The organism is Rhodanobacter sp. A1T4 (assembly GCF_014207185.1).
Lineage (GTDB): Bacteria > Pseudomonadota > Gammaproteobacteria > Xanthomonadales > Rhodanobacteraceae > Rhodanobacter.
In genome coordinates this window covers 415,680-428,790 of record NZ_JACHCP010000002.1, presented here as the reverse complement: position 1 = coordinate 428,790, position 13,111 = coordinate 415,680, and the positions used below count along the sequence as shown (strand labels likewise).

Here is a 13,111-nt window from a genome sequence, read left to right as displayed (position 1 = left end):
TGCTACTCGTCTCTCGACCGGCTCTTCGAACACAGTGAGTATCTATGAAATTCTCCGAAAACTGGCTGCGTGAACTTGTCGAGATCAAAGCTGGCCGCGTAGAGCTTGCTCACGCGCTGACCATGGCCGGGCTTGAGGTCGAAGAGTTGACGGCGCTTGGTGAAAGCCTCAGCGGCGTCGTTGTGGCCGAGATCGTCGCTGCCGAAAAGCATCCTGAGGCGGACCGTTTGCAGATTTGCAAAGTCGATGCGGGGCGGGGCGAGACGCTGCAGATCGTCTGCGGAGCGCCGAACGCGCGCGTCGGTATCAAGGTTCCGCTGGCCAAGGTCGGTGCGAGCCTGCCCAACGGCATCGCGATCAAGGCGGCGAAGCTGCGTGGGGTGGAATCGTTTGGCATGCTTTGTTCGGCGAAAGAGCTGGATCTTGACGCCGATGCGTCCGGCTTGTTGGAGCTACCGGTCGATGCGCCCGTTGGTAAACCACTGGCGGATTATCTTGGCCTGCCCGATGCCAGCTTCGAATTGAAGCTTACGCCGAACCGCCCTGATTGCCTCGGCCTGGTTGGTCTGGCTCACGATGTGGCCGCGTTGTTCGGCAGTGCCGTGAAGGTCAATGATCAGACAGCTGCTCCGATAACGAGTAATGCGCGCCGTGGTATTCGTCTCGAGGCTGGCAGAGATGCACCACGTTATCTGGGGCGCATCGTCGAGGGCATTGACCCGGCAGCGCGTAGTCCACTGTGGCTTGCCGAACGTTTGCGTCGCTCCGGTTTGCGCTCAATCAGCGCTGTTGTCGATATCACCGCCTACGTGATGCTGGAGCTGGGTCAGCCGATGCATGCGTTCGATAACGACAAGCTTCAAGGCGACATCGTTGTGCGCCACGCGCAGGCGGGTGAAACGTTGAAGCTGCTTGATGGCAGCGAGGCCAAGCTTGACGAAAAGTTTGTGCTGATCGCCGACGAGAACAATGCGTTGGCAGTTGCCGGTGTGATGGGCGGTTTTGATTCGCGCGTTACCGACGCCACGCAGAACGTATTCCTGGAGTCTGCCCATTTTGTGCCGGCCGCGATCATGGGCCGCGCGCGCAAACTGGGTTTGCATACCGATGCTTCGCACCGCTTCGAGCGTGGCGTCGATCCCGAGCTACCGCTGCGTGCGCTGGAGCGTGCCACCGAGCTGCTGCTGTCGATTGCTGGCGGCAACGCTGGTCCTGTGCTGGTCGCCGAAAACCTTGCCGATCTGCCGCAGCCTGTCGCGGTAACGCTGCGTCGTTCGCGCCTGCAACGCGTGCTCGGCGTTGAAGTCGCTGACGCCGAAGTGGCGCGCATTTTTATCGCGCTAGGCATGCGGGTCGAGTCGAATGGCGAAGGCTGGAGCATCACCGCGCCGAGCAGTCGCTTCGACATCGAGCGCGAAGAAGATCTGATCGAAGAGATCGCGCGTATCTTCGGCTACGACAATATACCCACGCATACGCCAACCGGCGCCCTGGTGCTGGCGGTTGAGCCAGAGGCGCGCATCAACGAACTGGCGTTGCGCGAGCAGCTGGCGGCACGTGGCTATTACGAAGCGGTGAATCTGTCGTTCGTGGCGGCGGATCTGCTGGCGCAGTGGGGTTTTACTGATCGGCTCGTACCGCTGGCCAATCCGTTGTCCGCGGATCTGGCGATCATGCGGCCATCGCTATTGCCAGGTTTGATCGAAGCCTTGCGTCACAATCGGGCAAGGCAGCAAGAGCGGGTGCGTCTGTTCGAAGTGGCGCGAGTATTTGAAGCGGGCAACCCGCCGGTCGAAACGCCTAGCGTGGCCATCGTCGCCTGCGGCAACGCTCGTGCGGAGCAGTGGGGCGAGCCGTCGCGGCCGCTCGACTTTCACGACATCAAGGGTGATCTCGATACCTTGATCGCATGGGGTGGTGAACCGGGACGCTGGTCGGTGCACGCGGACGGCTTGCCGGGCTGGCTGCATCCAGGCCGCTCGGCACGCGTGGTACGTGATGGCGAAACGGTGGGGTATCTGGGTGCCTTGCATCCGCAACTGGCCAAGGCGCTCGATCTGGGCGCCGACGTGCACGTGCTGGAGCTGGCGCTGGAACCGGTACTGGCGCGACGCCTGCCGAAAGCCCAGCCGATATCGCGATTTCCTGCGGTCCGCCGCGATATCGCGATGGATCTGCCCGAAGAAGTCAGCTGGTCGCAGATCGAGCAAATAGTCCGCATCACGCTGGGTACGCGGCTGCAGGAACTGCAGCTGTTTGACCGTTATAGCGGAAAAGGTGTCGAAGCCGGCCGAAAAAGTCTCGCTATGGGCTTGATTTTACAGGACGCTTCACGCACCCTTACTGACGACGACGCGGACCGTTGCGTACGAGAAGCGATAGCTGCGTTGGAGCTGACATGCAAGGCAAAGCTGCGAGGATGACATGGCGCTGACCAAGGCGGAGATGGCCGAGCGGCTATTCCTCGAAGTAGGTCTCAACAAGCGTGAAGCGAAGGAATTCGTGGATGCTTACTTTGAGGAAATTCGCGGAGCATTGGAAAACGGGGAGCAGGTGAAGTTGTCCGGTTTCGGCAATTTCGATCTGCGTTTGAAAAACCAGCGGCCTGGGCGTAACCCGAAAACCGGTGAGGAGATTCCAATTTCCGCCCGACGTGTGGTGACGTTCCGTCCAGGGCAGAAACTCAAGGTAAGAGTCGAGGGCTATGCTGGACCAAGGGAATAACGACTATGCTGGATCAAGGGAATAACACAGAACTACCTGCCATCCCGGCCAAGCGCTATTTCACCATCGGTGAAGTCGGCGAGTTGTGCGGTGTAAAACCCCATGTGTTGCGTTACTGGGAGCAGGAGTTTCCGGCGCTCAATCCGGTCAAGCGTCGCGGTAATCGTCGCTATTACCAACGACACGACGTGCTGATGATCCGGCAGATCCGTTCGTTGCTGTACGACGAGGGTTTCACTATCACTGGCGCACGTGCGCGGCTTGAAGGTCCGCAGGCGCGCATGGAGGCGAGTATCTCGCACCAGATCGTGCGCCAGGTGCGGATGGAACTGGAAGAAGTGCTGACGCTGTTACGTCGCTGAAATCCATCGCATCGGCAACTACCGGCAATGTCCGGTGAGCTGCTACAATTTCAAACTTGCTGTTTCGTCGGGGCGTAGCGCAGCCTGGTAGCGCATCTGCCTGGGGGGCAGAGGGTCGTGGGTTCGAATCCCGCCGCCCCGACCATTACAGTGACTGGTATATAAAAAAGCGCCCTCGGGCGCTTTTTTATTGAAAACGTAAAAAGGGGGAACAATAGCGTAGCGGTCTCTGTTTCCGTGCCCGGGTTAGCTCAATAAAGCACCCGGCTGCGCAGCGTCCCCGGTATCGCCGCCAGCTGACTCTTCAAGGCCGTGGCCTGGGCTTCGTCGGCGGTGACGTCGATCACGACGTAACCGACCTCGCTGTCGGTCTGCAGGAACTGTGCGTCGACGTTCATGTTGCCACTTGAGAACAGCTCGTTGATGCGCGCGAGCATGCCGGGCACGTTACGGTGGATATGCAGCAAGCGATAGCTGTTCGGGTGCTCGGGCAGGGTGACTTCGGGGAAATTTACCGCTGACAAGGTCGAGCCGTTGTCGCTGTAGCGGATCAACTTGCTGGCGACTTCGATGCCGATATTGTCCTGCGCTTCCAGTGTGCTGCCGCCGATATGCGGAGTCAGGATGACGTTGTCCATGCCGACCAGTGGGGAGACGAACGCATCGTCGTTACCCTTCGGCTCGATCGGGAATACATCGACCGCGGCACCGGCAAGGTGACCCGCGCGCAGCGCTTCGGCCAGCGCGTCGATATCCACCACGGTGCCGCGCGAGGCGTTGATCAACATCGCGCCGGCATGCATCTTCGCCAGCTGTTCCACACCGATCATCATCTGCGTCGCTGGTGTTTCCGGTACGTGCAGGGTCACAACGTCGGCGCGTTCCAGCAGCTCGTCCATGCTGTGCACGGCACGCGCATTGCCCAGCGACAACTTGGCTTCAATGTCATAAAAGATCACCCGCATACCCAACCCCTCGGCCAACACGCCGACCTGGGTGCCGATATGCCCGTAGCCGACGATGCCGAGCACCTTGTCGCGCGTTTCGAAGCTTCCGGCGGCGGACTTGGTCCAGCCGCCGCGATGGCATAGCGCGTTCTTCTGCGGGATGCCACGCAACAGCATGATCGCCTCGGCGATGACTAGTTCCGCGACACTTCGAGTATTCGAGTAGGGCGCGTTGAATACCGGAATGCCTAGCTTGCGCGCGGCGCCGAGATCGACCTGATTGGTACCGATACAGAAGCAACCCACCGCGATCAGCCGCTTGGCGTGCGTCAGCACGTCTTCGCTGAGCTGGGTGCGCGAGCGGATGCCGACGATATGCGCATCGGCGATACGCTGCTTCAGCTCGGCATCGGGCAGTGATTTCGTGTGCAGCTCGACATGGCTATAGCCCGCCCGATGAAAAACCTCGACGCCGCTGGCACTGACGCCCTCAAGCAACAGCACATTGATGTCTTGGCGGGGATACGAGGTTTGCATTGCAGCCTTCCACACAGATGAGAGGGCTTACTATGCCAGAGCGCAGCAGGTCGTGTGGCAATGCAGCACTGGACGCGATGGCAGGCGGCTGGCAGGCTCTGTGGATCCTTTGGAGCCCCGCATGTCCGATAGTCCGCTCGCCGAACTGGTCCAACGCCTACCCGAACTACGCCTGCTGACCGAGCCGGGCGATCTGGAGCATTACGGCCGCGACTGGACCCGCCGATGGACGCCCACGCCGTTGGCCATCGCGCTGCCGTCGAGCGTTGATGAAGTGCAGGCAATCGTGTGCTGGGCCAACGAATTGAATGTTGCGCTGGTGCCTTCCGGCGGGCGCACCGGTCTATCCGGCGGCGCGGTGGCGGCCAACGGTGAGCTGGTGTTGAGCCTGGAACGGATGAATCGCGTACTCGATTTCAATGCGGTGGATCGCACGCTCACCGTACAGCCGGGCATCACCCTGCAGGCCGTGCACGATGCCGCGCGCGGAAATGGCTTGTTATATCCCGTCGATTTTGCCGCCCGCGGTTCGTGCTCGATCGGCGGCAATATCGCCACCAATGCAGGCGGCATTCGGGTAATCCGCTATGGCAACACGCGCGAGTGGATCGCGGCGTTGAAAGTCGTTACAGGCAATGGTGAACTACTCGAACTCAACCGCGGCCTGATCAAGAACTCCAGCGGCTACGACTTTCGCCAGCTGATGATCGGCTCGGAAGGCACGCTAGGTGTCGTGGTCGAAGCGACATTGAAACTCACCGATCCACCGCCGTTATCGCAGGTCATGTTGCTGGCGCTGCCGGACATGGATGCGTTGATGCAGGTGTTTGCGCTATTCCGTTCGCGACTCTCGTTGCAGGCATTCGAGTTTTTTACCGATCATGCTCTGCACCACGTACTGGCGCACGGCGCGCAACGAGCGATCGACGGCGACTATCCGTATTACGTCGTGACCGAATTCGACGCTGTCGACGAAAAAACGCAGGAGATCGCGTTGGCGACCTTCGAACAGGCGGTGGAAAAGGGCTGGGTCAGCGACGGCGTGCTGGCGCAGAGCGATGCGCAGGCGGCTGCACTATGGCGCTTGCGCGAAGGCATCACCGAAAGCCTCGCGCCGCATCGGCCCTACAAGAACGATGTTTCGGTGAAAGTCAGTGCGGTGCCGGCATTTCTGCACGAGATGCAGGCGTTGCTCACGCACGAGTATCCACAGATCGAGGTGGTCTGGTTCGGCCATATCGGTGATGGCAACCTGCACATCAATGTGCTGCGGCCAGATGATCTCGACGAGGTGGCATTCGTCGCGCAGTGCGATCACGTCACCAGGCTGCTGGCCACCACTCTGCAGAGTCACGGCGGCAGCATCTCGGCTGAACACGGCATCGGACTGGTCAAGCGTGCGTATCTGGAAAGCACCCGCAGCGCAGCAGAAATCATGTTGATGAAAGGCGTGCGCAAAGTGTTCGATCCCAACGGTATTCTTAACCCCGGCAAGCTTTTTATGGACAACTGAGATCAGCTCTGAAGTCCTTGCGTGGTAGCCTTGTGCGCTGAGTTTGCATGCCTCCTGGAGCCTTCATGCCGTCGACATTGCGTTCGCTTTATCCCGAGATCGAGCCCTTCAACAGCGGCACGTTGGCGGTCTCTCCGCTGCACACGCTGTACTACGAGGAGAGTGGCAATCCGAAGGGCAAGCCGGTGGTTTTTTTGCACGGCGGTCCGGGCGGCGGTACCAATCCGAAATGTCGGCGTTTTTTCGATCCAGCCATCTATCGCATCGTGTTGTTCGACCAGCGCGGCTGCGGCAAGTCCACGCCGCATGCGGAACTCACCGACAACACTACCTGGGATCTGGTTGCCGATATCGAGCGGCTACGTACGCATCTCTCGATCGCGCGCTGGCAGGTGTTCGGCGGCTCATGGGGATCGACCCTGGCGCTGGCCTATGCACAGACTCATCCGGACAAGGTGACCGAGCTGGTGCTGCGCGGCATTTTTCTGCTGCGCCGGAAAGAGCTGGAGTGGTTCTATCAAGAGGGCTGCAACTCGCTCTACGCCGATGCGTGGGAAACCTATCGCGATGCGATTCCCGAGGTCGAACGCGCCGACATGATGAGCGCGTATTACCGCCGCCTCACCAGCCCTGATGCGAAGACGCGCGTCGCTGCAGCGCGCGCCTGGTCGGTGTGGGAGGGGGCGACCAGTTATCTTTGGCAGGACCGTACGCACATCGCCTCCAGCGGTGAGGACGAGTTCGCACTGGCCTTTGCTCGTATCGAGTGCCACTACTTCGTCAATGGCGGCTTCCTCGAACACGACGATCAGCTGCTGCGCAACGTCGATCGCATCCGCCATATCCCGGCGGTGATCGTGCAGGGACGCTACGACGTGGTCTGTCCGATGCGTAGCGCCTGGGATCTGCATCGCGCTTGGCCCGAGGCGGATCTGAAGATCGTGCAGGATGCCGGCCACTCGGCGTTCGAGCCAGGGATTACCGATGAGCTGATCAAAGCCACGGACTACTTCCGTAGCTGAGTGGTGGAGCTGCGGCGAGAGTGATCAGACCCATTCGGGTGGAGGCAGAGCCACCCGAATGGGCGGTTCTTTAGAACAACGTCGTGCTGATGGTGAGATACCACTGGCGTGGCGCACCCACGTAGTAGGTAGGCGAGCTCTCCGCCGCATCGATGGTCGGACCATAGGGCAAGCTCAGATAGTGACGATTGAGCAGGTTCAGTGCGTTCAGCGCGATGGTGGTCTTGTGCAGGACGCCGTAGTCCGGCAACTCGTAGCTGGCGCTGCCGTTCAAGGTGAAGTTGGAAGGCACGCGATCGGTGTTCATGAAGTCACCGTATTCGCTGCCGGTGAACTTGCCGTTGAGGTTCAACACTAATCCGCGATCAGCCCAGCGCGTACCCAGATAAACCATGTTGCGCGGCGTACCAGGGAATTGCTTGCCCGCGGTCGCATAGGAGGCCGCCTCCACGCTGCCACCGCTGAGGTCGGTGCCGGCCGGCAGGTTCAGATCATCCTTCACCTTGGACTGCGTGTAGGTGTAGGAGCTGTACAGGCTCAGGCCGTGGCCAAGATCCAGGTTGCCCTCTGTATTCACACCCGCCATGCGCACCGGCCCGGCGTTGATGTAATAGGACACGTAGGTGTTGTAATCGGTGCCCGAAGCCGTGCGGTTGCCCATGTTGGACAGATAGGCGTTGGTATTCAAGGTCAACGGACCATCGGTGAAGCGCCAGCCGATTTCGTTCGACCAGGCACTTTCCGGCATCGGTGGGGGCAGGCCGAGCAGGCTGTTGCCGAAGGTGGATGAATCCTGCGGTGCGCGGAAGGTGCGGGTGAGGCTGTAGTAGATTTGGTTGTTCTCATCCGGTCGCCACGACGCGCCGAGTGTCGGCAGGAAGCGGTGGTAACGCTCGTCCGAATTGACGTTGTAGGCCCAGTCAGCTGGATCGGGATTGTTCGGATACATCACGAACTGGTTCTGACGCTGGGTATCCAGATAGGCCACGCCGGCGTTGAAGGTCCATTGCTCGGTGGGATTCCAGCTGTCTTCCACGAAGACTTTTTTGACCGTCGTGAGGTCGGATTCCCCATTGTTGATCCACGGCAAGCCGTTGCTATACGTCAGCAGATTCTTGTCGCCCCAGATCGATGCCGGCGTGCCGGTGTTCGGATCGACGTACATGGCCGGATAGTCTTCGGTCTGACGCGAACGCTCGTACCAGAAGCCCCAGGCCAGCGTGTTGTCCAAGCCCAGGTTCAGCGTGAACTTGGCATTGATACCCGGGCGATAGGTGTAACCACGGAAAGCTTCCAGCACGCTGTAGTACGGGCCGGCGGAATACTGATTCGCCTGCACCGGTGAGGTGCCGGTGCTGCTCAACGGCAGGAAGCCGGAGTAAGTGCCAGTGCCGCCGCCATACTGAAAATACGGAATCACCGACAGCGACAGATCCGGCGTGATCTTGAACTCGCCGTCCAGGCTCGCCACGTAGGAGATCCAGGGGTTCTGGAACAGCTTGTAGTAATTCTCTTGTGCAGCGGAAGCTGCCGTGCCGCCGAAAGCTTCATCGGAGGAAAAACCACCGGCCGGCGTCGGTGCCCACGTGGTGAGGTAGTCGACGTTGTGATCCTCGGCGAACTGCGCCTTGGTCGGATACAGGTAATCGTAGTTGCGCTCGTGGTTGTAATTGAGGTTGAAGGTGATGCTGTTGTTGTCGTCGATCTTCCACACGGACTTGGCCTGGATGCGATGGATCTGATCCTGGCCCGCGCCACGCCACTTGTCGTCGGAGTCCTGCGACACCGAGATCCAGCTGCTCACCGGACCGATATCGCCCGTGTTCAGGCGTACGAACGTACTGCGCGCATCATCGCTACCGAAGGTCTGACCGAAGAACACGTTGAAGTCACTGGTGGGCGCCTTGGTGACGAAGCTGATGTGGCCACCAACGGCGCCAAGGTCCGGCATATCCAGATCGGCCGAACCCGGCGACACTGTGATCGATTCGTAGTTGCGCGCTTCGCCATATTCGGAAGCGTAAGGCGCGTAGTTGCCCGCATCGTTCACCGGCACACCGTCCAGCGTCACGCCTATCTCGCTCGCGTTGAAACCGCGGATGGTGTAGCTGCTGGCGTCGGTCAGACCAAAACCGTCGCTGGAGGCGGAATTGACACCCGGCACACTATTGATCATCTGCGTGTAGTCGGCGGTGATCGGTACTTCGGCAATCGCCTGCGCGGTGATCGTGGATACCTGCTTGGGCTGATCCTGCTCGGCCATGCGGCCACCGGCCAGGGCTCGCGCACTCACGTTGATCGAGGAGAGCGTAGTGCTTTTGGGCGGTTTGGCGACTGTCTTCGTATCGCTCGACGTCGCATCGCTGTCCGTGGCTTGTTGCGGGTTGTTCACGACCGAAGGCGGGTCGAGGGCGTGCGCGGCGCCGCTTGTTCCCAGGGCGAAGGCCAGGGCCAGCCAGAGAATGTTTTTATGGTGTCGGTTGGTCGCGGTATTCATGCGTGGTCGATCCCCTTCCCCTGAACAGGTGACGAAATAGCCGAGGTGCCATCGCAGTGGCTCCCTGGACGAATATTGGATTTATCTGAAACATCCCGAAACCGCGTTATGGCGCAGTCTCTTCGTACCATCCATAGCGATGGATACCCTTTGGTCGGACCGGCCAACGTGGCAGGTGGACAATGTCTTTCATGTTGCGTTGCAATAAAATTTTTACCGGATTGACATGCGCTTGTCCAGCAAACGATTTATTGCCGCGCGATGGGCAATAAATTACGAATTCAATCCTGACAAATAGCTCTTTTGTTGCATTGCGCAAAATTTTGGCATCTGTCGCCTAGCTGGGTGCGGATTGTGTCCGCGCAGCATCTGAGTCGGGCCGGTGGGCGATGATCAGCCTTGGCGGTGGCTGGCGTTTATAGACGGCTCTATCGGGTCGTTGGGAGCCAGTCCGCCAGTGGCGATGCGCGGGTTATGGGCTTACCGGATAAAGCGCTTTCACCCTCCTACAGAGGGCGAGCCACGTTCTGTTGTGTGGGCAATGGCTTGCGCGTGTGGGTACGCGATAGCCGCGAGGTCAGGTTGCGTCGGACAACTGCTTGGTGCCGAAAATCTTGTCGCCCGCGTCGCCGAGGCCGGGCAGGATGTAGCCGTTTTCGTTGAGGTGGTCGTCGATGGCCGCGGTATAGATTTCAATGTCGGGGTGGGCGGCTTCGATGCGCTTGAGTCCTTCGGGAGCGGCAACGAGGAAGATGCCCTTGATGCGTTTGCAGCCGGCGGCCTTGAGCATGTCGACGGTGGCGACGAGAGTGCCGGCGGTGGCGAGCATGGGGTCGACGATGAGGGCGATGCGTTCGTCCATGCGACCGCTGAGTTTTTCGTAGTAGGTCACGGGCTGCAGGGTCTGCTCGTCCCGCTGCAAACCGACCACGCTGACCTTGGCGGCGGGGATCATGCCGAGCACGCCGGGCAGCATGCCAAGGCCGGCGCGCAGGATCGGCACGATGGTGATTTTCTTGCCCTTGATGCGCTGCACTTGCACCGGGTCGCCAGCCCAGCCAGGGATGGACTCCTCGACGGTTTCCATATCGGCGGTGGCTTCGTAGGTCAGCAGCGCGGCGACTTCGGCGGCCAGCTCGCGGAACTCCTTGGTGCTGATGCCGGCGCGACGCATCAGGCCAAGCTTGTGCTGGATCAGTGGATGGCGGACTTCAACAATTTTCATGCTCGATGCTCTTCGTCAACACGGCGTTCTTTCGCGATTGCCACCGAGCTTAACGAAGCAACCCCGCCTGTGCACCTCGATGTCGGGATACGCAGGCGGGGTTGATGATGCCCACGTGTGTTACGGAGTCGCCGGTGCGCTCTTCAGACACGAACTCATGAAAGTCTTGCGATCGGCACCCGCGAGCGCCTTGGTCTTGGCGTCGGCGTTGCAGCTGGTCATTTTCTGCTGCTGGGTCATTTTTGTCGGCGCAGCCATCGGCGTCGCAGCAGTTTGGCCTTTCAGGCAGCTGCTCATGAAGGTCTTGCGGTCATCGCCTTTCTTGCCGGTAGCGGATTTGTTGCAGTCGCTCATGCGCTGCTGTTGAGGGGTGAGCGTTTTGGCGGCGGGACCGGTCATGCTGGACTGCGGAGACGCAAAGACGGCGCCGACAAAAGCGAAAGCCGCGCTGATAGCCAACAGACGAAGTGACATCGACATCGTGGAGTCCTCCCTAAATGACCGGCGAGCGCCGGCCGCGCCAGTCTATGCCTCTGGCCGGGATACTGGCAGTGGGGGAGTCCTATAATTTTTGCCCTATCCGTCCACACTCTGATGGCGAGGACGAGCAGGTTGCGGCGATGTGTTTCGGAAACCGCCGCAACCCATGTGATCAGGCCGCTTCAGCCCTGGCCTTGCACGGGCCTTCCAGCAGCGCCTTGCGCAGGTGCGCGACGATCAGATCCACTTCGGCACTGGTGACGTTGAAGTGCGGTGTGAAGCGTAGCGAATTGACGCCGCCGTGGATCACGCCAACGCCTCGCTCGCGCATGTATTCCTCGGTCGAGCCGGCGCCGTAGCATTTGTAGTCCGGTGACAGCTCGCAGGAAAACAGCAGGCCGGTACCCTGTACCTTGGTGATCATGCCACCGAGCTCGTTCTTCAGGGCATTGAGCTTGTCGATGAATTCCCGACCGCGCTCGCGGATGTTGGTGCGCAGGGCCTCGTCCAGCAGGCCAAGGGCAGCGCAGGCGACATCCAGCGCGCGCGGGTTGGCGGTCATCGTGTTGCCGTAGATGCCCTTGCGATACAGCGCTGCGGTGCGTTCGGTCACGGCCAGCACGGACATCGGATACTGCCCACCGTTGAGCGCCTTGGAATAGGTTTCCATGTCCGGCGCTTCGAAGTGCTGGAAGCCTGGGTAATCCACGATCGACAGTACGCCGTGCGCGCGCAGGCCGGCCTGGATCGAGTCGACCAGCAGCAGGGTTCCGTGAGCTTTCGTCAGCGCACGGGCGGCGGCATAGAACTCCGGCGTCACGGCGCGGCCGGGGTCGCCTTCGCCCATCACGGGTTCCAGGAACATCGCCTCGATATGCCAGCCGTTCTGATCGGCCTCGGCAAAGGTTTTCTTCAACTGCTCGACGTTGTACGGCTCTACGATCAGCAGCTCATCGTTGTGAAACTTGAAGCTGCCGAGATGTTGCAGGTACGTCTTGCGGGTCGAGTCGGAATATAGCGCCGGCAATTCGGTGCGGCCGTGAAACGCGCCGCGCACGGCAATGCGCTTGATCGCACGGCCAGCATGCGGACCACCTTCATCGGTCATCAGCTTGGTGTTGACGTCGGCCAGACGGCCAGCAAGGCTCACGCTCTCGGAGCCCGAATTCAAGCACATGATGTGCGTGTACGGGCTGCCGCTGCGGGTGTGGCCGAGCTCGCGCTGCAAGGCCGCGCTTAGCCGAAGCTGGGCTACGCTGGGCGTCATCACGTTGGCCATCACTTGCGGCTTCGCCATCGCCGCAGCGATGGCGGGATGGTTGTGGCCAAAACCGAGCATGCCGTAGCCGCCGTTGTCATGCAGCACAGCGCCCTTCAGCGTGACTACCCACGGGCCGCTGGCGGCGGCGGGCAGGTACGGGTTGATCGCGTCATCGGGATAGAAATTGATGAAGCCGGCCTGTGCCTTGACCAACTGCTCGGCTTCGTCCAGCTTCAGGAAGTCGGCCATGTCGGTGCGCAGCTCGCGATGGCGGGCCACGGCTGCGGCAATCGCTTCGACCAGCTTGGGGTCGCTCGCGGCCATACGTTCGATGCTGGCGTCGTCCAGGCCGGCGGTACGCGGCTTGCCGCCGAATTCGCGCAGTTCGCGCAGCTGTTCAATCATTCGCATGACGCTTCTCCTCGCCCCGTCGGCGCCTCGCTCCTAACGCAAAGCAGGCCGCCAGGTTTTTGAATTTCGATCCGAACGCCGGGGTTGGGCTTGCCGCACCGAAACGGTTGCGCATTCCCAGGCCCTATTCGC

General features: G+C 60.6%; 10 protein-coding genes and 1 tRNA gene. 6 read left to right on the top strand and 5 right to left on the bottom strand.

All coding sequences use genetic code 11. The annotated features are described in order from the left end of the window. Nucleotides 1-44 precede the first annotated feature (44 nt). The 4 genes from pheT to HDE80_RS05080 all read left to right on the top strand — a co-directional run bounded on the left by pheT (nt 45) and on the right by HDE80_RS05080 (nt 3,231). Nucleotides 45-2,423 carry a phenylalanine--tRNA ligase subunit beta gene (pheT, locus tag HDE80_RS05095; protein ID WP_184668494.1) on the top strand — a complete coding sequence of 793 codons (2,379 nt, stop codon included), beginning with the start codon at nt 45-47 and terminating at the stop codon, nt 2,421-2,423. Nucleotide 2,424: 1 nt separating this feature from the next. Beyond that, on the top strand, nt 2,425-2,724 hold the full coding sequence (ihfA, locus tag HDE80_RS05090; protein ID WP_184601019.1) for an integration host factor subunit alpha: 300 nt from the start codon (nt 2,425-2,427) through the stop codon (nt 2,722-2,724). Nucleotides 2,725-2,729: 5 nt separating this feature from the next. Further along, nucleotides 2,730-3,086 (top strand): MerR family transcriptional regulator, encoded by a 357-nt coding sequence (locus HDE80_RS05085; protein ID WP_056386704.1) that lies wholly within the window; start codon nt 2,730-2,732, stop codon nt 3,084-3,086. A gap of 68 nt (nt 3,087-3,154) precedes the next feature. After that, nucleotides 3,155-3,231: transfer RNA gene (locus HDE80_RS05080), tRNA-Pro, on the top strand. Nucleotides 3,232-3,337: 106 nt separating this feature from the next. Here HDE80_RS05080 and serA read toward each other — a convergent pair. After that, a complete protein-coding gene (gene serA, locus HDE80_RS05075) occupies nt 3,338-4,570 on the bottom strand; it encodes a phosphoglycerate dehydrogenase (RefSeq protein WP_184668492.1) in 1,233 nt (410 codons plus the stop codon). A gap of 121 nt (nt 4,571-4,691) precedes the next feature. Between serA and HDE80_RS05070 the strand changes: the two genes are divergently transcribed. Beyond that, nucleotides 4,692-6,083, top strand: coding sequence for an FAD-binding oxidoreductase (locus HDE80_RS05070; protein ID WP_184668490.1), 1,392 nt, complete (start codon nt 4,692-4,694; stop codon nt 6,081-6,083). Between the two features lie 65 nt (nt 6,084-6,148). Next, entirely contained in the window at nt 6,149-7,105 is a 957-nt protein-coding gene (gene pip / locus HDE80_RS05065; RefSeq protein ID WP_184668488.1) for a prolyl aminopeptidase, read from the top strand. Between the two features lie 70 nt (nt 7,106-7,175). On the opposite strand, the gene HDE80_RS05060 is transcribed toward pip, so the two are convergent. From HDE80_RS05060 to HDE80_RS05045, 4 genes are all read right to left on the bottom strand, one after another. Further along, the gene (locus tag HDE80_RS05060; protein WP_184668486.1) at nt 7,176-9,602 is read right to left on the bottom strand and encodes a TonB-dependent receptor; all 2,427 of its coding nucleotides are present in this window, start codon (nt 9,600-9,602) and stop codon (nt 7,176-7,178) included. A gap of 577 nt (nt 9,603-10,179) precedes the next feature. Continuing rightward, the gene (upp, locus tag HDE80_RS05055; RefSeq protein ID WP_184601025.1) at nt 10,180-10,827 is read right to left on the bottom strand and encodes a uracil phosphoribosyltransferase; all 648 of its coding nucleotides are present in this window, start codon (nt 10,825-10,827) and stop codon (nt 10,180-10,182) included. Between the two features lie 120 nt (nt 10,828-10,947). Beyond that, nucleotides 10,948-11,307 (bottom strand): PsiF family protein, encoded by a 360-nt coding sequence (locus HDE80_RS05050; RefSeq protein WP_184668484.1) that lies wholly within the window; start codon nt 11,305-11,307, stop codon nt 10,948-10,950. Between the two features lie 172 nt (nt 11,308-11,479). Beyond that, a complete protein-coding gene (locus HDE80_RS05045) occupies nt 11,480-12,979 on the bottom strand; it encodes an aminotransferase class III-fold pyridoxal phosphate-dependent enzyme (RefSeq protein ID WP_184668482.1) in 1,500 nt (499 codons plus the stop codon). Nucleotides 12,980-13,111 lie beyond the last annotated feature (132 nt).

Excerpts from the sequence above, each read along its gene's own strand:
- pheT (WP_184668494.1), top strand. The coding sequence starts at position 45 with ATGAAATTCTCCGAAAACTGGCTGCGTGAACTTGTCGAGATCAAAGCT.
- ihfA (WP_184601019.1), top strand. The coding sequence starts at position 2,425 with ATGGCGCTGACCAAGGCGGAGATGGCCGAGCGGCTATTCCTCGAAGTA.
- HDE80_RS05085 (WP_056386704.1), top strand. The coding sequence starts at position 2,730 with ATGCTGGATCAAGGGAATAACACAGAACTACCTGCCATCCCGGCCAAG.
- serA (WP_184668492.1), bottom strand. The coding sequence starts at position 4,570 with ATGCAAACCTCGTATCCCCGCCAAGACATCAATGTGCTGTTGCTTGAG.
- HDE80_RS05070 (WP_184668490.1), top strand. The coding sequence starts at position 4,692 with ATGTCCGATAGTCCGCTCGCCGAACTGGTCCAACGCCTACCCGAACTA.
- pip (WP_184668488.1), top strand. The coding sequence starts at position 6,149 with ATGCCGTCGACATTGCGTTCGCTTTATCCCGAGATCGAGCCCTTCAAC.
- HDE80_RS05060 (WP_184668486.1), bottom strand. The coding sequence starts at position 9,602 with ATGAATACCGCGACCAACCGACACCATAAAAACATTCTCTGGCTGGCC.
- upp (WP_184601025.1), bottom strand. The coding sequence starts at position 10,827 with ATGAAAATTGTTGAAGTCCGCCATCCACTGATCCAGCACAAGCTTGGC.
- HDE80_RS05050 (WP_184668484.1), bottom strand. The coding sequence starts at position 11,307 with ATGTCGATGTCACTTCGTCTGTTGGCTATCAGCGCGGCTTTCGCTTTT.
- HDE80_RS05045 (WP_184668482.1), bottom strand. The coding sequence starts at position 12,979 with ATGCGAATGATTGAACAGCTGCGCGAACTGCGCGAATTCGGCGGCAAG.